We start from the raw sequence: 22,341 nt of genomic DNA, 5'->3' as shown, positions 1-22,341 counted from the left end.
CTGAGATCCAGCTTTCGCGCCGCCAACCTGAACAAAGCAAATATCAGACATGAAAACGGCCCCGCAAAGGGCCGTTTTCGTTGGCATTTGAGAATTTCTGCTGTGATCAGACCTTGGCCACGATGCGCATGAAGGCGGGCATATCGTCGCCGAAGCCGACGGTCGCATCATTGTCTTCCTGGCGATTGCGGGCAGGGCGATTGCCGTCGCGCTGCGGCCTGGTGTCGCCACGTTCCGGCGCACGCTGTTCGTTGCGATTGCGATCGGGCGAAGCCTTGCGTTCGGGTGAAGCTTGGCGCTCAGATGAAGCTTGGCGTTCGGGGGAAGCTTGGCGCTCGGTATTTTCCGAGCGGATCGCTTCCTTGCGCGCGCGCCGCTCACCGGCATCGGTCACCGCGGTCTCGGCCACCACTGGCTCGCCCGTCGTATCCGGTGCTGCATCTTCGCTTTGCCTGGCGTGGCGTTCGCGCGGTTTGCGTTCGCCCCTGTCCTTGCGGTCGTCGTCCTTGCGACCGGCACGGCGCGGCGCGCCGCGGCCACGGCGGGGAGCGTCGTCCTCTCCACCCTCGCTGGCAACGACCGTCGACAGATCGCCGTCATGCCACTCGATCTTGTTGCCGATCAGCCGTTCGATCGCGTCGATGTATTTCGTGTCGGACTTGGTGGCGATGGTGAAGGATTTGCCCGAGCGTCCGGCGCGGCCGGTGCGGCCGATACGGTGGACATAGTCCTCGGCATGGATCGGCACGTCGTAATTGAAGACGTGGCTGACATCGGGAATGTCGAGGCCGCGCGCGGCAACGTCCGACGCAACGAGGTAGCGCAGTTTGCCGTCACGGAAATTGGCCAGCATCTGCATGCGCGCGCGCTGGTCCATGTCGCCATGCAGCGCGCCGGCGTCGAAATCATATTTCAGCAGCGACCGGAAAAGCTCCGAAACCTCGACCTTGCGGTTGCAGAAGATGATGGCGTTCTTCAGCTCGGCGTCCTCGGCCTTTATCAGATTGCGCAGCGTCTCGCGCTTATCCCAGGGTTTTGAGCCGGATTTCACCAGTCGCTGGATGATGTTGGTCGCGGCCGACGCGGCCTTCGAAACCTCGACGCGCACCGGCGCGTGCAGGAATTTCTCGGTGAGCTTGGTGATCTCAGGCGGCATCGTCGCCGAGAAGAACAGCGTCTGCCTCGTGAACGGGATCATCTCGCAGATGCGCTCGATGTCGGGAATGAAGCCCATGTCGAGCATGCGGTCGGCCTCGTCGATGACGAGGATCTCGACGCCGTTGAGCAGAAGCTTTCCGCGCTCGCGATGGTCGAGCAGGCGGCCGGGCGTCGCGATCAGCACGTCGGCGCCGCGCTCCAGCTTCTTGTCCTGCTCGTCGAAGGACACGCCGCCGATCAACAGCGCGATGTTGAGCTTGTGGTTCTTGCCGTATCTGATGAAATTTTCTTCGACCTGCGCGGCAAGCTCGCGCGTTGGCTCGAGGATCAGTGTGCGCGGCATGCGGGCGCGTGCCCGGCCTTTTTCGAGGCGGGTCAGCATCGGCAGCACGAACGAAGCCGTCTTGCCGGTGCCGGTCTGGGCGATGCCCAAAATATCCTTGCCGAGCAAGGCGTGCGGAATGGCGCCCGCCTGGATCGGCGTCGGCTCGGTGTAGCCGGCATCGGTAACTGCGGAAAGGACCTTCGGCGACAGGCCGAGGTCTGCGAAGGTCAACGCTTCTTGAGCGATCTGGGCGTCTGAGGACAAGTTTGGCTGTCTTTGGCTGGTTCGGGGGCGCAACGTAAGCAGTCGCGGCAAGCGCCGCGCGCCTGCAAGATTGGTATTGCAGGTAGGCGCAAGCCCACGATTTGTCAACAGAAACGGGCGGGGAACGGCATGATTGTGAAGTCGTAACCTTAATCGCGATGCTTAATCGAGCTGTCGGTCGCTGTACCGGCTCAGTAACGGAACTGTTCGGCGAGAATGCGCTCATTCCACGAATGGTTGGGATCGAACAGCAGCGTCGCGGTCGCCGTCGGTGATTCCCTGACCGTGACCGTGGTCACCCCCTTGACCTCGGTGTGGTCGGCGGCGGCATTCACCGGCCGTTTTTCCGGCTCCAGAATTTCAAAGCGCACGACCGCCTTGTTGGAGAGCAGCGCGCCGCGCCAGCGGCGCGGGCGGAACGGACTGACCGGGGTCAGCGCCAGCAGCGGTGCGTCGAGCGGCAGGATCGGCCCGTGCGCGGACAGATTGTAGGCGGTCGAGCCGGCCGGCGTCGCGATCATCACACCGTCACAGTTCAATTCCTCCAGCCGCACTTGCTCGTCCACGGTGATACGGATCTTGGCCGTCTGGTAGGATTGGCGCCACAGCGCAACCTCATTGATCGCCAAGGCCGAAATCGTTTCGCCCTCTGCCGTCACCGCCTGCATCTCCAGCGGACGGATCGTTTCGGCAACGGCCGCCGCGATGCGCCCCGTCAAACCGCTGGCGCGGTATTCGTTCATCAGGAAGCCGATGGTGCCACGGTTCATGCCGTAGACCTTTTTTCCCGTGCTCATCGTGTCGCGCAAGGTCTGCAACAGGAAGCCGTCGCCACCCAGGGCGACGACAATCTCGGCATCCTCGATGGATGCCTGGCCATAGCGCGCCGACAGGCTTTCCAGCGCAGCATTGGCGTCAGCGGTGCCGGACGAGACGAAGGCGAAACGGTTGGCGGCTTTGCTCATGGCTCCCCAATGGCGACCGGTTGCTGGGGCCGCGCCAGCGCCGGGTTAGCATGGGCGGGCAAATCTGCAAAGGCAGGCATGTGCTGAGTTCTACACAGTGCCGGGAAGCGCGCCGGCCAGGCGCTCGCGCATCGTGTCGAGTGACAAGCGAATGTGATGGTTAAGACGGGGATTAAACTCTCGTAAAGCCGGATCGATCATGTTAGCCGGCAGTGGATGGGCGGCGTGGGGGCCAGCCAGTCGGATCAATCTATTGCCGGTAACACGCCTGATCATCATCGTCCTGATGCTGGGAAGTTTTGCTCTTGCCTTTGCCCAACTGGTGCGCCAGTCCGAAGAGACGAGTTTGAGACCCCAACCCACGGCTTCACGCTGCGGCGATGCCGCCGGCACGCCGTGCCCGCAAAGGGCGCTGTGAATTCGCCAAGCACCTCCCGCGATACGTGAGGCCGGTGCCTATCGCGATTGCAGCAGATGGCAGCCGGCTTGCCGCTTTTGTGTGAGATACTCCTCGATAAGCTGGCGATAGCGCACCTTGCCGAAGCTCGGGAAATGACCGCCATGCGCGACCGCGACATCGAGCTCGCGCATCCGTAACAGCGTTTCGACATAGTCGTCGACGGCGGAATGATAGACATCATCGATCAGCGGGCCGTCATAGACGATGTCGCCGGAAAGCAGGATGCCGGTCTTCTTCTCGTAGAGCGCGACGCCGCCGGGCGAATGACCCGGCGTGTGGATCACCTCGAAGGCACGGTCGCCGAGATCGACGACGTCGCCCTGTTCGAGCAGACGGCCTGCCGGCGCCGGCAGGATATGGTAGCGCGCCGTCTCCCAACCCTCTGGCATGCCATCGAACATCTCGTCGGTGGCATAACGGTCGGCGACCGTCCATTCATTGCGCGGATCGGCGAGGATTTCTGCCTCGGCGCGATGCACGCAGCGGTCCGGAAATTCGTGATGGCAGCCGATATGGTCAAAATGGGTGTGGCTCGCCACGCATAGGAGCTTTCGTTCCGTCACCAGCGGCACATGGCGCCTGAGGCTAAAATGGCCGAGGCCGGTGTCGAACAGCAGATCGCGGTCGCGACCGCGCACATGCCAGATGTTGCAGCGGAAGAACGGCTTGATCCACGGCTCGTGGATCAGCGTCACGCCATCGCCCATGCGGATGGTTTCGTACCAGTTCGGAGCATCGATGACGGGAAGCGTGCCCATGTTCAGTCCGTCAGCAGGATGATGTCGCCAGCGTCGCACGAAACCGCAGAGATGTCGCCCGGCTGGACGGCTGATGCGGCAGGGACTTTGGCGATGAAGTGCAGCGCCGGGTCTTTCTCGGAGACAGCAAGCACGCGCTTGAAGCTGCCTTGAAACACCACGTCGCTCACCTTGGCCGTGCCGAGCCTTACAGCGCCGCTGGCCGCGCCGAGGACAAGGTGTTCCGGGCGGATGGCAAGGGCGACAGCTGTGCCGGCCGGCAATGTGCCGGGCAGGGAGAACGAGCCAGTCTGCGTCGCGACAGTGGTTGTTCCGTCCTTCGCCTTCGTCACCGTTCCCGATATCAGCGTGCTTTCGCCCATGAAGGTCGCGGAAAAGCGCGTCGCCGGCCGCGCATAGACGCGCTCTGGCGGTCCTTCGTCCTCGATGCGCCCATCGTTCATCACCACGCAATGGTCGGCCAGCGCCATCGCCTCTTCCTGGTCGTGGGTGACATGGATGAAGGCGGTGCCGACCCGCTTCTGGATCGCTTTTAGCTCGTCCTGCATCTGCCGGCGCAATTTGAGATCGAGCGCGCCGAGCGGTTCGTCGAGCAGCAGCACCGCCGGTTCGATCACCAGCGCTCGCGCCAATGCGACGCGCTGCCGCTGGCCGCCCGACAATTGGTGCGGCTTCTTGTCGAAGGCGGCGGCCAGCCCGACCAGCGCCAACGCCTCGCGCGCCCGCGCGGCACGTGTCGCGGCATCGACGCCTTGCATGCGCAGGCCGAAGCCGACATTGCCGCCGACGCTCATATGCGGAAACAGCGCATAGTCCTGAAACACCGTGGTCGTCGGACGCTTCGCCGGCGGCACGGTGGTGCAGTCCTCGCCGCGGATCAGCACCTTGCCTTCGCTCGGCGTGACGAAACCGCCGAGAATGGAGAGCAGCGTCGTCTTGCCCGAGCCCGACGGCCCGAGCAGGATGGTGTAGCTGCCCGGCTCGATTTGCAGCGACACGTTCTTCAGCACGGTGTGCTGGCCGAAGCGATGCGAAACAGAGCTTATATCGACCAATGGCGCGGTCATGCCGGCTTCCTCCGCAACAGCATCAGTTCGAACAATACCACCAGCACGATTGAGACGGCGAAGACCAGCGAGCCGACGGCGTTGGTCTTGGGATTGAGGCCTGAGCGGAGGAGGTTCCAGATCTCGACGGGCAGCGTGGTGTCGAAGCGCGTCAGCAGGAAGGAGATCACGAACTCGTCCCAGGAGAAGGTCATCGACAGGAAAAACCCGGCGAAGATCGCCGGCGCCATCACCGGCACGGTGATCAGCAGCAGCACCTTCCATTCGGGCGCGCCGAGGTCACGCGCGGCGCGCTCGATGTTGATCTGGTGGTCGCCCATCTGACTGTAGATGATGGCAAAGCACAGCGGCAGGTTGATCACGACATGGCCGATGCCGGCTGCAAGCAGCGATTTTGGCACGCCGGCCCAGTTGAACAGCACCAGCAGTCCCATGCCGATGATAAGATAGCTCACTGTCAACGGCAGCGTGATCAGCCCACGTAGCAGGGCCGAGCCGGGCAAGGCGAAACGTGCAAAGCCCCAGGCAGAAAGGAAACCCAGCGTGACGGCGGCAGCTGAGGAGATGGCCGCCACTAGAAGCGAATTGACCAGCGCCGAGGTCAGCCGTTTGTCGGCGAGCACGGCATCGTACCAGCGCAGCGACGGCCCGGTGAAGGGCGGGATTGGAAACGAAGTCGCCTGCAGCGAAAACAGCACCAGCACGACCACCGGCAGGAAGATGAAGCCATAGATGGCGACGGCATAGAGACCGGAGACGATGCGGATGAGAGCGCGCATCTCAGGCCCGCTCGATCTTCAGCCAGCGGGCGCAGGCGAGATAGGCGACAGTGACGACCGCCATCAGGATGATCGACAGCGCCGAGGCGAGCGGAAAGTCGCCACGCCGGCCGATCTGCATCATCACAAGCTGCGGCATCAAAAGCTCGTTGTTGCCGCCGAGGATCTGCGGCGTGATGTAGTCGCCGATGCACAGCACGAAGGTGAGGAAGGCGCCGACCATGATGCCGGGGAGCGTCAGCGGCAGGATAATGTGCAGGAATGTGCGCACCGGCCCGGCACCGAGATCGGCGGCGGCCTTGCGGTAGCTCGGGCTGAGCTGCTTCAGATTGGCGAAGATCGTCAACGTCAAAAGCATGACGAAGAAATGCACGAAGCCGATGACCGTGGCCAGCCGTGTGTTGGCGAGTTGCACCGGTTCCGTGAACAGGCCGGAGCCGGTCAACGCGCGGTTGATCACGCCGTTCTGCGCCAGCACCAGCAGCCAGGAGTAGGAGCGCACGACATAGGAGGTCCAGAACGGCAGCACCGCCAGCATCAGCGCCAGCCGCTGCCAGCGTTCCGGCACCTGCTCGGCCAGGATCCAGGCGAAGGGATAGGCGAGCAGCACCGAAACCACTGTGACGATGGCGGTGACCTGCAGCGAGTTCACCATCGCCTGCCAATAGGCCGGATTGGCAAAGAACTGGCTGTAGTTGGCGAGCGTAAAGCCACCGCCGTCATGCGCCGTCAGGCTGGAAAACCCCATGGCGATGAAGGGCAGCACGAAGAATAGCAGCGTCCAGCCGAGCGCCGGCGTGACCAGCGCCCAGGGCAGGGCATAGCCCGCCCGGGGCAGGGCACAGCCCGCCCGGGGCAGGGCACGCCCGCTGTTTGTGGCAGCGCTCACGACCGGCGACCGGTCACTGCGCCTGCAGCATTTCGGTCCAGACGTCCTGCATCTTCTTGTCGAGATCGGCGTTCGGCGCCGGGTAGGGCTGGGCGCGGGCGAGGAAATCCGGCTGCTCGTCGAAGCGCAGGATCTTCTTCTGCTCGTCACTCAGCGCCGCCTTGGCATTCGCCGGCATGCCCCAATAGCAGGCGGAGGTGGCAAGCCGCGCCTGGCCTTCAGGGCTCATGATGTACTGGATGAATTTCAGCGCCATGTCCTTGTTTTTGGAATCCTTGAACATCGCCAGCGACTGCGACCACAGTACAGCACCTTCTTTCGGAATCGAGAAGTCGAGGGCAGGGTTCTCCTTGGCCAGTCCGGCCGTCACCCACTCGCCACCGCCGACCAGTATGTCGACCTCGCCGGTCGCCAGCGCCGTCTGGCTGGCGGTCACCTCGCCGACCAGCTTGGCATTGGCTTTCATCTTGAGCAGCTCTTCCTTGACAGCAGGAAGGTCGGCTTCGGTCAGCTCGGCGGTCTTCTTGCCGATCGCCAGTGCTGCCATGCCGATGACCGGCAGGTAATAGTCATAGATGGCGATCTTGCCCTTGTACTTGTCGCCGGTCAGCGCAGCCATCGACTGCATGTCGGCCGGATCCACCTTGGTCTTGTTATAGCCGATCGTGTTGTAGCCGAATTTTTCGGTGATGCCGTAGCGCTTGCCGTCGACCACGGTGGAGCTGTCCATCTTCACCTGCGGGAAGAGGTCGGCGAAGGGCAGCTTGTCTTCCGGCAGAGGCTCGAACAGGCCCTTTTCGACGCCGCGCGGTATGTCGATGCTGTCGATCACCATCACATCCCAGTCGCCGGGCTGCGACTGTTCGACAATCGCCATGCCGGCGCCGGTGCCCTCGAATTCCTTGACATTGACCTTGACGCCATTGGCCTCCTCAAAGGGCTGCAGCAGCGCCGGGTCGGCGTGATCGCACCAGATCAAGGCGTTCAGATCCGCAGCCTGAGCGAGACCGCCCGTCGCCAGCAGCAGCGCTGTCGCAGCACACGCGGCGTGGAGATGGCTCTTCAGAACGGAAAGCGGATTCCTGGTCGTCGGATTTGGGGTCTTTGGATTGATGGACATCGAGTGTTCTCCCTTGCCTTTTTGGCTTCTGGCAAAAAATTGAACCAATTCTAAAATTGAGTCAATTCTGTTTTTATGGCAAATAGCCGATATGAGTGGATTGCGGGCAAGGCAAAAGGCGGACCGGCACCGTCGTATCATCGAGGCGGCGGCGGCGCTTTTCCGTGACACCGGCTATGAAGGCGCCAAGATCGAGACGATCGCGGCGCAGGCCGAAGTGTCGGTCGGCACGATCTACAATTACTATGAGAATAAGGGCGATATCCTGGGCGCCATCGTTTCGATGGAGGTCAACGAGGTGCTCAATGCCGGGCAGGGCGTCGTCGCCAATCCACCGGCCAATGTCGGCGACGCGCTCGACACGCTGCTCGGCATCTACATCGAACACTCGCTGCACTATCTCAGCAAGGAGATGTGGCGGCAGGCGATGGCGATCTCGACGCAACTGCCCGACAGCCCGTTCGGCCAGGCCTATACCGCGCTCGACCGGGCTCTGACCGAACAGATCCGCGCGCTGATCGCGAGACTGCAGGCGGTCGACCTGGTGCGCCGCGATATCGACGGGCAGGCCTTGGGCGAGCTGGTCTTCAACAACATGAACATGATGTTCATCGAGTTCGTGAAGCGCGACAAGGCCAGGATTGCAGAACTGCGCGTGGCGATACGCCGGCAGAACCGCATTCTGGTGACGGCGATCACGGCTTGACCGCAAAGGTGGGCCAGAGCCCAAGTACTACCTTGAATACACACAAAAAGATGATACAACCCAAGACTGCATTGGGGTGGAGAGGGTAAATGGGTTTTTCGTTCTGGCATTGGGCAATACTGTTTTTGCTGATTGGGGTGCCTGTCTTTTTCACTGTCGGGTCTGCGATCAAACCTTCACCGAATCCAGCGAGCCTCGTGGGGTTTGGAGGCTGGCTAGTGCTGCTTGCGATCCTTCAGGCTTTCTCCCCGCTACGCACACTCGTCTCATTGGGCTCATCGAGTGAAGGCTACCGACAGCTCATGACGCTCCCGAATGGCACTTTGGCGGTCTACGGCGAGGTTGCCCTCTTGCTGGCGTTCGTGGTGTTTCAGGTGGTTGTGCTCGTTGCAATGCTGCGGCGGAGTTACCGCTTCAAGCAGCTATTCCTGTACCAGTGGTTTGTAATACCAATCGTATTTATTCTGGACACGGCTTGGATTTCAGCGGTTCTTGGCATTCCGGTGAGCCAGGTGCTTGCCGGAAATGCGCTGATAGCGCCTATAGTGTCTTTAGCCCTGACCGGAATTTGGGTCGCCTACGTCTACAAGTCAGTCAGGGTGAAGAACACGTTCACCAAGACGGGCGCGTCTGGTCAAGTCGTAAGTGTGCCATAGAGCCGATCGGCAATTTTACCGAGCATGCTTGGGCCGTGCGCGCGGAAACGGCACGACGGTCAGTGGCGCCTTGCGGAATTCCGCGATGGCTATTTCCTCGATCAGGGAATCCAGCGCCTCGCTGACGCGTTGGCTCGTTTCATCCATGCCGCAGAGCCGGTTTTGGGCGCACTCCAAGAGCTCGCGCGCAGCGGCGAAGTCGCTTCGCATGACATCACCCATTTGATTTTACCCGCCGCCCGGTCATTGTCGGCGCGCTAAATTGAGCGATTGCTAATATACACAGGGGCATTTTAATCGAATGGCTTTAAATGCCCGGTAGCAGGATGCGAGCGGTACCCATCGCCCTGTTGCATCAGTTGGTTCGATTTTACTGAATTTTTCTGATGGCCTGATGGCCTGATGGCCTGATGGCCCGGGCTTTGCGTTGCAGACCGCGGGGATCAGTCCTGATACGATCTTGGACGGCTTAGAAATTTTCTGGCGGCAGCGATCTGGCGTCGATGCTCGCGAAGGAAAGTCAGGCTGAAACAAATCGAAAAGGCCAGTCCTGAAAGGATTATCGTTGTTTGCGAGGTTGGATCAGGATCGGGAATTATCAGGAAGCGGAAACCGAACGCCAACGCGAGGGCAACAAGGCTGCCATACATGCCACCAATAAAGGGGGCGATCGTGCGTTTCTGCTCCAACAGAGACTCCTATGGTTTCCACTAGGGAATATAAGCGTTGGAACTGATATGCTACGGTCCCAACCTGTGGAAATCGGGGATGAGCAGATATCGACCGCCTTAAGACGTTCTCACAAGAGGCGCTTGCTGGTGCCCCGGACCGCGATAAGGCCCAAATCCAACTTGAGCGTTCCACCAGAATTTGACCAGAAATCAATCGGATAGAAAGGGCCTCTTCCTCTGAAGCAGTTAAGCCCGTGCACCGCTTTGTACCCGAGCGTTGGACCTACTGTTAACCTCGTTTGGCCGCTTTCAGGTGCCGGCGATTTTGATCGGTTCGGGAAACGGGCTCGCAAGTTTCTTCCAGAGCAATGAGTTCCGCCGCGACCGGCCAAGGCCCGCCATCTGCCCGCGCCAGACCCAATTCGGTGCGATTTCCCGGTAGTGTCTCAGTTTGAAATTTGAAATATGCGAAAGCGCCTATTCCGGTTTGCCCGCCAAGGCGGAAACGCCTATATGCTTAGCGGAAAGCATGGGAGATAGTGATGGCGCAACGCATTGCGGTAGAGACGTGCCCCGACAGTGTCGAGGGGCTGAGACAACTTCTCGGCCGTCTCGCAGAAAACGGGCACCGGATCATCAACGTCATCTGGCACCCCGCCGCTACCAATCCCGACGACAGCGCGCCAGCGCAATACGTCATTATCTCGGAATACGAAATTGCCCACAGGACCTAAAGGACAAAAGCGCCCCGCCGACGTGATCGGCAATGCCGTCCGCGTCATGCGTATTGCTACAGGCGAGGAAGCCGAAGACGTGCAGGACGACGGCAAGAGCGCCGCCGCCAAAGAGCTTGGTTCGAAGGGCGGCAAGAAGCGCGCCGCCAACATGACGCCAGAGCGGCGCGCCGAAATCGCGAAGAAAGCCGCCGCTAAGCGGTGGTCAAAATAGCTAGCCTACCCGGACTGGAACTGAGAATATGTTGGTGACTGGTCGGCCATCCTCCCCGATCTTGATATCGATGACACCACTTTTCGAAACGTTTAGGGGAATCGGGAAAGACCCCACGCCGTGAAGTGCTTTTGTCATGGAGAACTTGATTTTCCCGCTGTTCTGTATAACGCCATCTATCAAGATTTCAACGTTTAGGTCGTAGGCCTTGGTTTCGGGAATATCCATCCAGACGACCATGTTCAGAAGCAGATTTGCTGCGCCGCTAAGAACAATATCAGACCCGTACACTCCAATTAAAATCATCTTACCGTTATCTTCTCTGCGAACGTCATCGCAGAGGCATGCGAACTTGAAGACCAACTTTTTTGGCTTTTGCATTATGCGTCTTCGTATTCAACGTGGCCGATTTTCGTTCCTGTTGTAGTTGCCGACGGTTTGGACATAAGCGGCGGTCCCAACCAAGTGGGTTGGGTAAAATTCTGAGCAGGTGCGTCGAATGGGCAAGCGGTGGCGTATTCGGGCTCCAGCCCACCTATCGCGAACAGCAAGTCACTGACCGTGTCCAAGGTCCAGTTCCCCGGCGCTCCAATAAGTCGGCAGACAACATCGGGGCGCTTATCCAGACGGCGCGCAATTTCGGCTTGAGATATGCCGCTCTCCGCGAATGCCTCAAGAACTAGGTCGTGTACCCGGTTTCGGTTTCGCGCTCGGAAATACGACAACGTCCCTACCGGGACGGGTTTCCCGTTTTCGGGTTTAGACAATTTGAAATTTTTCTGAGACGTAGTCACTGACTTGGCTCCCAGTGTGTGGTTGATACGTGCCGAAAAGGCCGCGCCATCTCGCTTTGGCAGTCTGAATGAAGTCGCGCCATTCCTTTGAACCGGGTCCGTTGAGCTGCTCCCGATAGGCCCAAGCTAGAGCTATGAATGTGTTCTGCTCCGAGAAGCTGCCGAGGACGCGGATTCCTGGCTTGGGGTCGCGACTCCTGATGTCCCAAACCTCATCTCGAATGGGGTCTGTCCTAGCCAGGTAGGTGCTTTTTGGCTTTTTGTAGGGGTCTTCTGATATGGCAATTCGGCCATTTTCGACAAAGTAGTCAAGGTCGGCTCGCAGACGAGCAAAACGATCGGTTTTAGCATCGTGCCCCCATGAACCGGGATCTACGACTGCCATTAGCTCAGGGCTAACGAACATATGCCGCACGGTTCGCATCCCATTCAACGATGGCGTCAAGACGAATAAGCGCCCTTCATCCACCCTGTTTGCAATCTCATCGCGTATTGACATATAAGTCAATGGGTCCCCACCGCAATACCCTATCAAACGATATGTGTTTAGGGAGAAAGGGTAAAGCCGCGACTAATTATCTGCAGTACATGCTTGACACTAAGCATAAAAGTTCACATATTAGGGGCATGAACAAGCTGCGTCTCAAAACCCGCGTCCAAATCCTCACCATGCTTTGCGAGGGTTCTTCGATGCGCTCGATCTCCCGCGTTACCGATGTGTCGATCAACACCGTTTCGAAGCTGCTTGTGGATGCCGGCAAGTTTTGCGCCGAACTGCACGACAGCGAAGTGCGCAACGTCACTTCCAAGCGCGTTCAGTGTGATGAAATCTGGTCGTTCGTCGGCGCGAAGGCAAAGAACGTTTCGGCCATGAAGCAGCCGGTTGACGGCGCTGGCGACGTATGGACTTGGACCGCTCTGGACAGCGACAGCAAGCTTATCATTTCCTGGCTGGTCGGCGGTCGCGATGGCGAATATGCGCTGGCCTTCATGGACGACGTTAAGGACCGTCTTGCCAATCGCGTTCAGCTTACGACTGACGGCCATCGCGCCTATCTCAATGCGGTCGAGGAAGCCTTTGGGGCCGACATCGACTATGCGATGCTGATCAAGCAGTACGGCGAGCCGGAAGGCAAGAAGACCTCTCCAGAGCGCCGCTATAGCCCCGCCGTTTGCACTGGCGCGACCAAGACCCGGATCGAAGGCAATCCCGATCCGGTGCATGTCAGCACGTCGCATATCGAGCGCGCCAACCTCACCATGCGCATGGCAAACCGCCGCTTCACGCGCCTCACCAACGCGTTCTCAAAGTTCGAAAACCACGTCCACATGGTCGCGATTTACACGGTTTGGTACAACTTCATCAAAATGCACAAGACGTTGAAAATGACGCCGGCAATGGCTGCTGGAGTATCGCAGACGCTCTGGTCAATGGACGACCTTTGCGTGAAAATGGACGCAATTGCACCTAAGCCGGGCAAGCGCGGCCCTTACCAAAAACGTGAGGCGGTGGCATAAAATGCACACTTTTCGTGTAAATCTTCTTGATCTGTTAAGGCGAACGCTCTATGTCTGACGGCATCAACGCTGTCGGTTTACCGGCAGCCCACGGCGGCCTCGGTGCCGCCGTTTCTTTGCGCGCTGCCGTCTACATAGATGGATTCAATCTTTATCACGCGGTAGATGACCTTGGCGCCCCCCATATTAAGTGGGTGAATTATGACGCTTTGTCTAAGCGAATAATCCGCAGGGATGAGACGCTCGTTCGCATCGTTTGGTGCACCGCTGTCAATACGAAAAACTTAACAAAAATGCTGCGTTGGCGCGAATTTCGAAAAGCCCAATTAAGCGTTGGTGTTGTCTGCGCCGAGGGCCATTTCGTGGAAGAACCGCGACGTTGCCACGATGGGCACAATTACCTTCATCCCACTGAAAAAGCGGGCGATGTGAACTTGGCAATTCATCTCATAAGCGACGCGCACTTGAACCGCTTCGATGTCGCCTATCTTGTCACGGCCGACTCAGACCAAGTCGCTACAGCCAAAATGTTCAGAGAGCGGTTCCCCGAAAAACAAATCGTAAGCGTTGCCCCTCCGGGGCGCTCTCACAGCAAAGAGATTCTGCCTCACGTACACGATACCAGGGCAATTGATCGAGCGACCATCGAAGCCTCCCAATTTGAGGGCGCGGTCCTAATCGTCAACGGCGAAAGGGTGGCAAAACGACCGCCGCAATATGCGCCTCCCGAAATTGATCCTGCCTGAATTTCAAACTGAGACACTACCGATTTCCCGCGTCGGTTGCATCGCAGCCCCAGACACGCTATCATTAGCTTCTTACGTTCCCGGGGGGGAAGGTGGATGAGAATCGTCCATAGGGTCGGTCCAGTTCTAGATCAGGCGATTGCCGCAGTCCTCAACAGGGCCGGCCATGGGGACACCGTTTCGGTCAAAGCAGCATTGAACCAAGTTCGGCAGGATGCACCTGGTTTGGTCGCATCCAACGACGATTTAACCGAAGCTATCCTCGAAGTAGCTGCTGCCCTGGGCCTGTTCGTGGCTTTCGATGAGCGCGATACGTTCAATCCAGCTTAGTTATCCGACGAGTTGCGTTCAAAGCTGAAGGTGACCGTTATGGCAACCCGAGATTTCGATCGTGGCTTCCGAGAATTGTTCGGAAGGCAATCGCCGGAAGTTATATTGGCTTCCTTCCGCCTCTATTTTGACAGCGTCGGGTAAGACGAAATCCTTTTTGCCATCCAGCACCATCGCGACAACAGCCTGCTTCGGCTCAATTGTGGTTTGTCCGAACTGGCACTGGTAGCGTTCCGACCATGAACCGAATACGATGCGGGGTTGGTTCCCCCGTAGGTTCCCCCGGACAAACGATCTGGGATGATCCCAAACCAAGGCCGTTGATTTTATTGTTTATTCGAGTTTCTGGTGCCCCCGGACGGAATCGAACCGCCGACCTTCGGTTTACAAAACCGCTGCTCTACCAGCTGAGCTACAAGGGCACGGCGCTCCGGTTAGCATATTTGTTGCGCCAGTAAAGACAAAACTCTGTTTTCGGTTGCCGGCGAACCCGCCGGAGCGGCCGGCGCGGGCCTCCTGAAAACGGCCAATTCGCTTCCTATATTGATCGAAGGTGCAATCGGATAGGCGAGGGTGCCGCATGATCAGATTTGTCGTCATTGCCCTGGTCGTCGTCGTGGCCTGGATTCTCTTGGTGAAGCTCGTCAAGAATTTGAAGAGCGCCAATGTCGATTGGACCGGCGTCACCACTATCATCGGCTTCATCGCGCTCGCCTTCTGGCTGCGTCATATCACCGGCATGGGCTGAGGCCTCCTCGCCGGGGTGTCGACCGGCGCCGCCTACCGGTCATGATTGCATACTGACTGCGAACCTTGTCAGACTGGTCGATTTTCCTCGTTCGAAAAAATTCAAAAAAATCATCGAACCTTTTTCCTTGCCGCAACGACTGATGGTCAAGAGGCGGATGGATCGCCTCTCACACAACGCAGCAAGGAGATCGTCATGTTCAAGCACACCATCGTTTCCGGCCTCATCGCCACCGCTGTCGCCGCCGCCATGCTGGCCGGCACCGTTCAGCCTTCGGCCGCCCATCACAAGCATCACAACAAGCACCTTGGCATCGGCATTGCCGCCGGCTTCGGCGGCTTCCTGCTCGGCAGCGCGCTCGCCCAGCCGCGCACCGTCTACATCGAGGACCACGGCGGTTCGTGGCACGTCCGGCGCTGTCTAAATCGCTATCAGAGCTACGATCCGTACTCCGACACCTATGTCGGCTACGACGGCTACCGTCACCGCTGCCGGCTTTGAGAGGACAGTTTCAGGCAACCGGAAGAAGGGGCACCCCACTGCCCCTTTTTCAGCTGTCTGGGTTGCAAAATTGAACCCGGCACCGCAACCGGTTCCAGCGAGGGATGTGCAGGGATTTTTCGACATCTTAGTCTGGCGGTGAAGGCACCAGAGGGAGAGGGACGCTTGGACGAGCACGAACCCAAGGAAGAGCAGATTGAGACGGATTTCCGCAACGGCACGATCACCACCGTCGGCATTCTACTGGCTTTCTCGCTGGGCTTCATCACGCATTGGGCCGCCAACCCGCTCCCTTGGGAAATCTATCACCTGGCAGCAGTCGTGCCGATTTTGATAGGCATTGCCTTGCAGATACGAGCGCTGCGGTTGCTGCTCGACACAACGTCTCTACAGCGACGCGTCTATGAACGCGCCACCCGCATCTTCATCGCCGGCCTCATCTTCACCGCATGCGGAGTTGGGTTGGCGAAGCTGCTCGATTTCTACGACTTATCGACCAAGAGCGCGGTGCCCGGAGCCTAGCTCATCCTGACAGATGTCGCACCATTCGGCGCCGGTCAGCGCTGCCATGCGCTCGACGCCTATTTTCACCGCTGCATTGGTTGCGCCGGCCGCTGGCACGACCTGATCGTAGGCGCGCAGCGATATGTCGCAATAGACCGGCAACGGCGAGGCGAGGCCGAAGGGGCAGACGCCGCCAATCGGATGGCCAGTGATTTCGGCCACCTGCTCGGCATCGAGCATGCGCGGCTTGCCGCCGAATGCATCGCGCGATTTGCGATTGTCGATGCGCGCGTCGCCGCGGGCGACGACCAGCATGACCCGGTCACCGACGCGCAGGCAGATGGTCTTGGCGATCTGCCCCGGCTCGACGCCGTGCGCCTCGGCCGCGAGCGCGACGGTCGCCGAGCTTGTCGGCGTTTCGATCACCTCGATGTCGGGGGCATATTCGGCGAAGAAGGCTTTGACGGATTGGAGGCTCATGCGTCTTTCGGGCGTCGGCTGGCGGAAGGTGGACGCAAACTTGGCCGTAGCCGGGCGGCTGTCAAGGTGAGCGCGCAGCGCCAATCTCGAAGAGTGAACCCGGTTCGGCGGCGCGGCTTGGTGAAGAAGGGGGCGGCAGACCACCAATCATCCTGGTTATTTCCGTTGCGGCTTCGTGCACGAGCGGGCCGATCTCAGCCAGCCGCTCCGGCGTCACCCGCACCGTCGGTCCCGAAACCGAAACGCCGCCGATCGGCTCGCCGAACTCGTTGAAGATGGCGGCGGCCACGCAGCGCATGCCTGGGTGCCGCTCCTCGTCGTCGACCGACCAGCCGCGCAGCTTGATCGTCACCAGATCGCGCGCCAGCGCCGAGATGTCGGACAGCGTCTTTTCGGTGAAGCGCTCCAGCCCGGCCCGGCGTAAGATGGCGCCGACGCGCTCCGGCTCGAGATGCGCCAGCACCGCCTTGCCGATGCCCGAGGCATGGAAGGAGCTGCGCGTGCCCGGCCGGAAGAAAGCGCGGATCGCCTGATGCGTCTCGACCTGGCTGACGAAGACGACGCAATCATCCTCGGCGACGCCGAGATTGGCGGTCTCGCCGGTCTTCTCCATCAGTTCCTGCATGACAGTGCGGGCACGGTCGACCAGCTTGCGGCGGCGCAGGAAGGCCGCGCCCATACGATAGGTCTCGACGCCGATCGACCAGAGTTGGTCGGTGCTGTCGAACTCGACCATGCCGTGGTTTTCCAGCGTTGTCAGCATGCGGTAGGCGGTAGACGCGGCGAGGCCGCTCTGCGCGGCGATCTCGCTCAGCGACAGGCCGCTGCCGTCGGCGACGATGGCCAGGATGCGCAGCGCCCGATCGAGCGACTGCACCGAAGCGGCCTCGGACGGACCGTGGAAGGCGCGCGGCCGTCCGCGCTGGCGTTTTTCGGTGGTTTCCATGACGGCATTCTTGCCGATTTCGCGAAATGCGCAATGAAAAAGTTTTTCACGATTCGCATCCGCCGAATCCATGGAAAACGGAAAACAGAATTAAATCAGAGTATAGTAGCTGTTTTCTAGAAATGAAAAAATATTCTGAAAAAATTGAAAAATAGTCGGCCCACTGGCATTCTCAGCCATCAACAAATTCCGTGGAGGCTGAAATGGCCAGGATGCGCGCGGTCGACGCAGCGGTTCTCGTTTTGGAAAAGGAAGGTATTTCCTGCGCCTTCGGCGTACCGGGTGCTGCGATAAACCCGTTCTATTCGGCGCTGAAGGCGAGGGGCACGATCCGCCACATCCTCGCGCGCCATGTCGAGGCGGCGTCGCACATGGCCGAAGGCTTTACCCGCGCCAAATCAGGCAATATCGGCCTGTGCGTCGGCACTTCGGGTCCGGCCGGCACCGACATGATCACCGGGCTCTATTCTGCGGCGGCCGATTCGAGTCCCATCCTGTGCATCACCGGCCAGGCGCCGCGGGCGCGTCTCAACAAGGAGGATTTTCAGGCCGTCGACATCGCCGCCATCGCTGCGCCCGTCGCCAAATGGGCGGTCACCGTCATGGAACCTTATCTCGTGCCGATGGCGCTGCAGAAGGCGTTCCACCTGATGCGCTCGTCGCGGCCGGGGCCGGTTCTCGTTGATCTGCCGGTCGATGTGCAACTGGCCGAGATCGAGTTCGACATCGATGCCTATGAGCCGCTGGTGCCGTTCAAGCCGGCGATGTCGCGCAGCCAGGCGGAGAAGGCGTTGGCGATGCTAAACGCGGCCGAAAGACCGCTGATCGTCGCCGGCGGCGGCATCATCAATGCCGATGCCTCGGACCTGCTGATCGAATTCGCCGAAGTTACCGGCGTGCCTGTTATCCCGACGCTGATGGGCTGGGGCGCGATCCCCGACGACCACCGGCTGATGGCCGGCATGTGCGGGCTGCAGACGTCGCATCGATACGGCAACGCGACGATGCTCGAGGCCGACTTCGTCTTCGGCATCGGCAACCGCTGGGCCAACCGCCACACCGGCTCTGTCGACGTCTACACCAGAGGCAAAAAATTCATCCATGTCGACATCGAGCCCACTCAGATAGGCCGCGTCTTCGCGCCGGATCTCGGTGTCGTGTCGGATGCGGGCGCGGCGCTCAAAATGCTGCTCGACGTCGCCACCGAGTGGAAGACAGCGGGGAAACTGCGCGACTGGTCGGGCTGGGTCAGGGAATGCCAGGGTCGCAAGAAGACGATGAAGCGCAAGACGCATTTCGACCAGGTGCCGCTGAAGCCGCAGCGCGTCTATGAGGAGATGAACAAGGCATTCGGCCGCGATACCACCTATGTCACCACGATCGGGCTTTCGCAGATCGCCGGCGCGCAGTTCCTGCATGTCTACAAGCCGCGCAACTGGATCAATTGCGGCCAGGCCGGCCCGCTTGGCTGGACGCTGCCGGCAGCGCTTGGCGTCCGCGCCGCCGATCCGCAGCGCAACATCGTGGCGCTGTCCGGCGACTATGATTTCCAGTTCATGATCGAGGAACTGGCGGTCGGCGCGCAGCACAAATTGCCTTACATCCATGTCGTCGTGAACAATGCCTATCTCGGCCTGATCCGCCAGGCGCAGCGCGGCTTTTCGATGGATTTCGAGGTCAGCCTCGCCTTCGAGAACGTCAACCGCAAAGACGATCCCGAGGCTGGCTACGGCGTCGATCATGTCGCTGTCGCCGAGGCCATGGGCTGCAAGGCGGTCCGGGTGCGCAGGCCTGAGGAATTCGCCGGCGCCTTCGAGCAGGCGCAGCGCCTGATGAAGGAGCACCAGGTTCCCGTCGTGCTCGAATTCATCCTCGAGCGCGTCACCAACATTTCGATGGGCACCGAAATCGACAAGATCACCGAGTTCGAGGAGCTTGCCGAACATCACAAAGACGCGCCGACCGCGATCGTGATGCTCGATTAGAGCCTGATCCATCCCGCTGGGATGGGGCTCTATCTTCTTGTTTGACCATGATCTTTCCGAAAACCGGTTTTCACTTTTCGGGATCATGGTCTGGAACCGGAGAAAAAAGAATGCCGCGTTTTTCAGCCAATCTCTCGATGCTCTTTGGCGAGCACGATTTCCTCGACCGCTTCGATGCCGCCGCCCGCGCCGGCTTCAAAGGCGTCGAATATATCGGTCCTTATGACCATGCGCCGGAGGTGGTTGCCGCGAGGCTCAGGAAGAACGGCCTGACCCAGGTGCTGTTCAACCTGCCGGCCGGCGATTGGGCCAAGGGCGAGCGCGGCATCGCCGTGTTGCCGGATCGCGTTCCCGAGTTCCGGCAAGGCGTCGCCAAGGCGATCACCTACGCGCATGCGCTGGGTTGCGAACAGGTCAACTGCCTCGCCGGCATTGCGCCGCAAGGCGTCGAGCGTTCGATGCTGGAAGATGTCTTCGTCGAAAACCTGGCTTTCGCGGCGGAGAAGCTGGAGCAGGCCGGCATCAGGCTGTTGATCGAGCCGATCAACACGCTCGATATTCCAGGCTTCTTCCTGAATTATTCGGATCAGGCGTTGGCGCTCATCGACCGCGTCGGCTCGAAGAACCTGTTCCTGCAATACGACATCTATCACATGCAGATCATGGAGGGGGATCTCGCCCGCACCATCGAGGCAAACCTCGGCCGCATCGCGCATATCCAGCTTGCGGACAATCCCGGCCGTCATGAGCCGGGGACGGGCGAGATCAATTTTCCCTTTCTGTACAACCACATCGACCGCATTGGTTATTCCGGCTGGATCGGCGCGGAGTACAAGCCGAAGGCGGGGACGGAAGCCGGACTCGGATGGTTCCGGAACTTGGCCGGGCAGGGAAGTGCGGCGGCTTAGCGACCGGGGAGGTAGCGATTGAGGTCGCATTCCTTCGCGCCCCCCTCTGGCCTGCCGGCCATCTCCCCCACGGGTGGGGAGATTGGCAGCTTCGGCGCCTCGCTCACTCCTGCAACCTTGGAGATTGGCGAAGGCGGCGGTGACATCCAATCTCCCTCCTTGTGGGGGAGATGGCCGGCAGGCCAGAGGGGGGCGCGAAGGAACGCGGCCTCAACAAGGAAACACGACGGAGAAAATGAATGGAAACCATCGGTTTCATAGGCCTCGGCATCATGGGCGCGCCGATGGCGGGGCATCTGCTCGACGCGGGCTACGCGGTCGTCGCCAGCGACCACCGCTCGAAACCGCCGGCCGATCTCGTCGCCAAGGGTCTGAAGACCGTCTCCGGCCACAACGCCGTGGCGAAGACGGCCGACATCATCATCACCATGGTGCCGGACACGCCTGAGGTGGCCGATGTGCTGTTCGGCGACAACGGCGTCGCCTCGGGCCTGACCGGGGGCAGACTGGTTATCGACATGAGCTCGATCTCGCCGATCGAGACCAAGGTTTTTGCCAAGAAGATCAACGGTCTCGGCTGCGACTATCTCGACGCTCCGGTGTCAGGCGGCGAGGTCGGCGCCAAGGCCGCATCGCTGACCATCATGGTCGGCGGCGAGGAAAAGGCCTTCGAGCGCGCCAGGCCGGTGTTCGAGAAAATGGGCAAGAACATCACGCTGGTCGGGCCGAACGGCGTTGGCCAGATCACCAAGGTCGCCAACCAGATCGTCGTTGCGCTGACCATTGAAGCGGTCGCCGAAGCCCTTGTTTTCGCTTTAAAAGCCGGTGCCGACCCGGCCAAGGTCCGGCAGGCGCTAATGGGCGGACTGGCCGCCTCGCGCATCCTCGAAGTGCATGGTGAGCGCATGATCAAGCGCAGCTTCGCCCCGGGCTTTCGCATCGAACTGCACCAGAAGGATCTTAATCTCGCTCTGGAAGGCGCCAAGGCGCTCGGCGTGGCGCTGCCCAATACCTCCACCACGCAGCAATTGTTCAACTCCTGTGCGGCCAATGGTGGCGCCAAGGAGGATCATTCGGCGCTGGTCAAGGCGCTGGAGCGGATGGCGGGGCATGGGTTAGGGCAGTAGGGCAGTAGGGCAGTAGGGCAGTAGGGCAGTAGGGTGGATCCACTCTGAGCGAAACATACTGCCTTATTGCCCTATTCCCTTACTGCCCTAAAAACTTCCTCGCCGCATAAAGGCTCACCGCCGCAGCATTCGACACGTTGAGCGAGCGGATGGCGCCGGGCATGTCGAGCCGGGCGAGCGTCGTCACCGTCTCGCGCGTCTTCTGGCGCAGGCCCTTGCCTTCGGCGCCCAGCACCAATGCGATCTTTTCTCCCGAAAAACTCTTTTCGAGTTCCGCCGGCCCGTCCGAATCGAGGCCGATGGTCTGGAAGCCGGCCTCGTGCAACTGGCCGAGCGCGTCGGCGAGGTTCTTCACTTCGATCTGGTCGATATGCTCCAGTGCGCCGGAGGCCGATTTCGCCAGCACGCCGGATTCATGCGGGCTGTGGCGCGCCGTGGTGATCAGCGCGCCGGCGCCGAAGGCGACTGCCGAGCGCAAGATCGCACCGACATTGTGCGGGTCGGTGACCTGGTCGAGCACCAGCACCAGCGTCGTATCGCCGAGCGCATCGAGGCGCTTGGGCTTCAGCGGCTCGGCTTCGATCAGCACACCTTGATGGACGGCATCGGAGCCGGTGACCTTGTCGATATCCTTCGGTTCGACCAGCTCTGCCTTGAAGGGCAGGGCGGCGAGGTCGGCGATCGCCAGCCGCTCGGCGGCATTGCGCGTCACCAGCATCTTCCTGATCCGCCGGCGCGGATTGTCGAGTGCTGCCCGCACCGTATGCAGGCCGTAGAGCCTCACCAGGTCGTCCGCGGCGGTCTCACCCGGCGGCACCGGCTGGCGCGGCCTGAACGCCGGCGCGCCGCCGCTCTTCTCGTCTCGATGCGCACGGCGCAGCTTGGCGTAGTGGGTGTCTTTTGGGGTCTTGGGCTTGTTGTCGTTGCTCATGGCCGGTTCTATAGCCGTGTCGTTTGCGTATGGATACAGCCGCCGAACCTGCTTGTC

General features: G+C 60.4%; 27 protein-coding genes and 1 tRNA gene. 14 read left to right on the top strand and 14 right to left on the bottom strand.

Annotation, left to right across the window (positions count from 1 at the left end; genetic code table 11):
* Positions 1-106: 106 nt before the first annotated feature.
* Entirely contained in the window at positions 107-1,747 is a 1,641-nt protein-coding gene (locus EJ075_RS29520) for a DEAD/DEAH box helicase (RefSeq protein ID WP_164547217.1), read from the bottom strand.
* A gap of 191 nt (positions 1,748-1,938) precedes the next feature.
* Complete coding sequence (locus EJ075_RS29515) at positions 1,939-2,712, bottom strand: NAD kinase (RefSeq protein ID WP_126106734.1); 774 nt, start codon at positions 2,710-2,712, stop codon at positions 1,939-1,941.
* Between the two features lie 253 nt (positions 2,713-2,965).
* Between EJ075_RS29515 and EJ075_RS29510 the strand changes: the two genes are divergently transcribed.
* A complete protein-coding gene (locus tag EJ075_RS29510) occupies positions 2,966-3,130 on the top strand; it encodes a hypothetical protein (RefSeq protein WP_245458044.1) in 165 nt (54 codons plus the stop codon).
* Between the two features lie 38 nt (positions 3,131-3,168).
* Here the strand turns inward: EJ075_RS29510 and EJ075_RS29505 are convergent, their stop codons facing one another.
* From EJ075_RS29505 to EJ075_RS29485, 5 genes are read right to left on the bottom strand one after another with little or no spacing between them, the layout of a single operon-like run.
* A complete protein-coding gene (locus EJ075_RS29505; RefSeq protein ID WP_126106732.1) occupies positions 3,169-3,930 on the bottom strand; it encodes an MBL fold metallo-hydrolase in 762 nt (253 codons plus the stop codon).
* A 2-nt stretch (positions 3,931-3,932) separates the two neighbouring features.
* Entirely contained in the window at positions 3,933-4,997 is a 1,065-nt protein-coding gene (locus EJ075_RS29500; RefSeq protein ID WP_126106731.1) for an ABC transporter ATP-binding protein, read from the bottom strand.
* The gene (locus tag EJ075_RS29495; protein WP_126106730.1) at positions 4,994-5,776 is read right to left on the bottom strand and encodes an ABC transporter permease; all 783 of its coding nucleotides are present in this window, start codon (positions 5,774-5,776) and stop codon (positions 4,994-4,996) included. The genes EJ075_RS29500 and EJ075_RS29495 overlap by 4 nt, the downstream gene beginning before the upstream one ends.
* A gap of 1 nt (position 5,777) precedes the next feature.
* Positions 5,778-6,665: an ABC transporter permease gene (locus EJ075_RS29490; RefSeq protein WP_126106729.1), complete on the bottom strand. Its 888-nt coding sequence runs from the start codon at positions 6,663-6,665 to the stop codon at positions 5,778-5,780.
* Between the two features lie 13 nt (positions 6,666-6,678).
* Positions 6,679-7,785, bottom strand: a complete 1,107-nt coding sequence (locus EJ075_RS29485) for a spermidine/putrescine ABC transporter substrate-binding protein (RefSeq protein ID WP_126106728.1) — start codon at positions 7,783-7,785, stop codon at positions 6,679-6,681.
* A 91-nt stretch (positions 7,786-7,876) separates the two neighbouring features.
* On the opposite strand from EJ075_RS29485, the gene EJ075_RS29480 reads away from it, so the two are divergent.
* Together EJ075_RS29480 and EJ075_RS29475 are read left to right on the top strand one after the other, a co-directional pair.
* Complete coding sequence (locus EJ075_RS29480; protein WP_126106727.1) at positions 7,877-8,491, top strand: TetR/AcrR family transcriptional regulator; 615 nt, start codon at positions 7,877-7,879, stop codon at positions 8,489-8,491.
* A gap of 89 nt (positions 8,492-8,580) precedes the next feature.
* The gene (locus EJ075_RS29475) at positions 8,581-9,147 is read left to right on the top strand and encodes a DUF2569 family protein (protein ID WP_126106726.1); all 567 of its coding nucleotides are present in this window, start codon (positions 8,581-8,583) and stop codon (positions 9,145-9,147) included.
* 15 nt (positions 9,148-9,162) lie between these two features.
* Here EJ075_RS29475 and EJ075_RS29470 read toward each other — a convergent pair whose 3' ends face one another.
* Together EJ075_RS29470 and EJ075_RS29465 are read right to left on the bottom strand one after the other, a co-directional pair.
* A complete protein-coding gene (locus EJ075_RS29470; protein WP_337125761.1) occupies positions 9,163-9,369 on the bottom strand; it encodes a hypothetical protein in 207 nt (68 codons plus the stop codon).
* Between the two features lie 221 nt (positions 9,370-9,590).
* Positions 9,591-9,836 (bottom strand): hypothetical protein, encoded by a 246-nt coding sequence (locus EJ075_RS29465; protein ID WP_126106725.1) that lies wholly within the window; start codon positions 9,834-9,836, stop codon positions 9,591-9,593.
* A 524-nt stretch (positions 9,837-10,360) separates the two neighbouring features.
* On the opposite strand from EJ075_RS29465, the gene EJ075_RS29460 reads away from it, so the two are divergent.
* Together EJ075_RS29460 and EJ075_RS29455 are read left to right on the top strand one after the other, a co-directional pair.
* Complete coding sequence (locus EJ075_RS29460) at positions 10,361-10,552, top strand: hypothetical protein (RefSeq protein WP_126106724.1); 192 nt, start codon at positions 10,361-10,363, stop codon at positions 10,550-10,552.
* A 22-nt stretch (positions 10,553-10,574) separates the two neighbouring features.
* The gene (locus EJ075_RS29455) at positions 10,575-10,766 is read left to right on the top strand and encodes an RNA-binding protein (RefSeq protein ID WP_245458043.1); all 192 of its coding nucleotides are present in this window, start codon (positions 10,575-10,577) and stop codon (positions 10,764-10,766) included.
* On the opposite strand, the gene EJ075_RS29450 is transcribed toward EJ075_RS29455, so the two are convergent.
* The gene (locus tag EJ075_RS29450) at positions 10,767-11,147 is read right to left on the bottom strand and encodes a hypothetical protein (RefSeq protein ID WP_126106722.1); all 381 of its coding nucleotides are present in this window, start codon (positions 11,145-11,147) and stop codon (positions 10,767-10,769) included. It lies immediately after the preceding gene.
* Positions 11,148-12,187: 1,040 nt separating this feature from the next.
* Between EJ075_RS29450 and EJ075_RS29445 the strand changes: the two genes are divergently transcribed.
* The 3 genes from EJ075_RS29445 to EJ075_RS29435 all read left to right on the top strand — a co-directional run bounded on the left by EJ075_RS29445 (position 12,188) and on the right by EJ075_RS29435 (position 14,154).
* Positions 12,188-13,078 carry a DDE-type integrase/transposase/recombinase gene (locus tag EJ075_RS29445; RefSeq protein ID WP_206437585.1) on the top strand — a complete coding sequence of 297 codons (891 nt, stop codon included), beginning with the start codon at positions 12,188-12,190 and terminating at the stop codon, positions 13,076-13,078.
* 50 nt (positions 13,079-13,128) lie between these two features.
* A complete protein-coding gene (locus EJ075_RS29440) occupies positions 13,129-13,824 on the top strand; it encodes an NYN domain-containing protein (RefSeq protein WP_126106721.1) in 696 nt (231 codons plus the stop codon).
* Positions 13,825-13,920: 96 nt separating this feature from the next.
* Positions 13,921-14,154 (top strand): hypothetical protein, encoded by a 234-nt coding sequence (locus tag EJ075_RS29435; protein ID WP_126106720.1) that lies wholly within the window; start codon positions 13,921-13,923, stop codon positions 14,152-14,154.
* 346 nt (positions 14,155-14,500) lie between these two features.
* On the opposite strand, the gene EJ075_RS29430 is transcribed toward EJ075_RS29435, so the two are convergent.
* Positions 14,501-14,576: transfer RNA gene (locus EJ075_RS29430), tRNA-Thr, on the bottom strand.
* 158 nt (positions 14,577-14,734) lie between these two features.
* On the opposite strand from EJ075_RS29430, the gene EJ075_RS33300 reads away from it, so the two are divergent.
* From EJ075_RS33300 to EJ075_RS29420, 3 genes are all read left to right on the top strand, one after another.
* The gene (locus EJ075_RS33300) at positions 14,735-14,902 is read left to right on the top strand and encodes a hypothetical protein (protein ID WP_095489459.1); all 168 of its coding nucleotides are present in this window, start codon (positions 14,735-14,737) and stop codon (positions 14,900-14,902) included.
* A 195-nt stretch (positions 14,903-15,097) separates the two neighbouring features.
* On the top strand, positions 15,098-15,403 hold the full coding sequence (locus tag EJ075_RS29425; RefSeq protein WP_126106719.1) for a BA14K family protein: 306 nt from the start codon (positions 15,098-15,100) through the stop codon (positions 15,401-15,403).
* Positions 15,404-15,568: 165 nt separating this feature from the next.
* Positions 15,569-15,925, top strand: a complete 357-nt coding sequence (locus tag EJ075_RS29420) for a hypothetical protein (protein ID WP_126106718.1) — start codon at positions 15,569-15,571, stop codon at positions 15,923-15,925.
* On the opposite strand, the gene EJ075_RS29415 is transcribed toward EJ075_RS29420, so the two are convergent.
* A complete protein-coding gene (locus tag EJ075_RS29415; RefSeq protein WP_126106717.1) occupies positions 15,893-16,387 on the bottom strand; it encodes a YbaK/EbsC family protein in 495 nt (164 codons plus the stop codon). The genes EJ075_RS29420 and EJ075_RS29415 overlap by 33 nt on opposite strands.
* A 61-nt stretch (positions 16,388-16,448) precedes the next feature.
* Positions 16,449-17,333, bottom strand: coding sequence for an HTH-type transcriptional regulator BhcR (gene bhcR, locus EJ075_RS29410; RefSeq protein WP_126106716.1), 885 nt, complete (start codon positions 17,331-17,333; stop codon positions 16,449-16,451).
* Positions 17,334-17,536: 203 nt separating this feature from the next.
* On the opposite strand from bhcR, the gene gcl reads away from it, so the two are divergent.
* The 3 genes from gcl to EJ075_RS29395 all read left to right on the top strand — a co-directional run bounded on the left by gcl (position 17,537) and on the right by EJ075_RS29395 (position 21,353).
* Complete coding sequence (gene gcl, locus EJ075_RS29405) at positions 17,537-19,318, top strand: glyoxylate carboligase (RefSeq protein ID WP_126106715.1); 1,782 nt, start codon at positions 17,537-17,539, stop codon at positions 19,316-19,318.
* Between the two features lie 110 nt (positions 19,319-19,428).
* A complete protein-coding gene (gene hyi, locus EJ075_RS29400; protein WP_126106714.1) occupies positions 19,429-20,226 on the top strand; it encodes a hydroxypyruvate isomerase in 798 nt (265 codons plus the stop codon).
* 239 nt (positions 20,227-20,465) lie between these two features.
* Positions 20,466-21,353, top strand: a complete 888-nt coding sequence (locus EJ075_RS29395) for a 2-hydroxy-3-oxopropionate reductase (protein WP_126106713.1) — start codon at positions 20,466-20,468, stop codon at positions 21,351-21,353.
* Positions 21,354-21,432: 79 nt separating this feature from the next.
* On the opposite strand, the gene EJ075_RS29390 is transcribed toward EJ075_RS29395, so the two are convergent.
* On the bottom strand, positions 21,433-22,284 hold the full coding sequence (locus EJ075_RS29390) for an RNA methyltransferase (protein WP_126106712.1): 852 nt from the start codon (positions 22,282-22,284) through the stop codon (positions 21,433-21,435).
* Positions 22,285-22,341 lie beyond the last annotated feature (57 nt).

Origin of the sequence: Mesorhizobium sp. M6A.T.Cr.TU.016.01.1.1 (genome assembly GCF_003952585.1) — a bacterium.
Classification (GTDB): domain Bacteria; phylum Pseudomonadota; class Alphaproteobacteria; order Rhizobiales; family Rhizobiaceae; genus Mesorhizobium; species Mesorhizobium mediterraneum.
The sequence above is the reverse complement of the archived record's forward strand: the minus strand, read 5'-3'. Positions and strand labels throughout refer to the sequence as shown.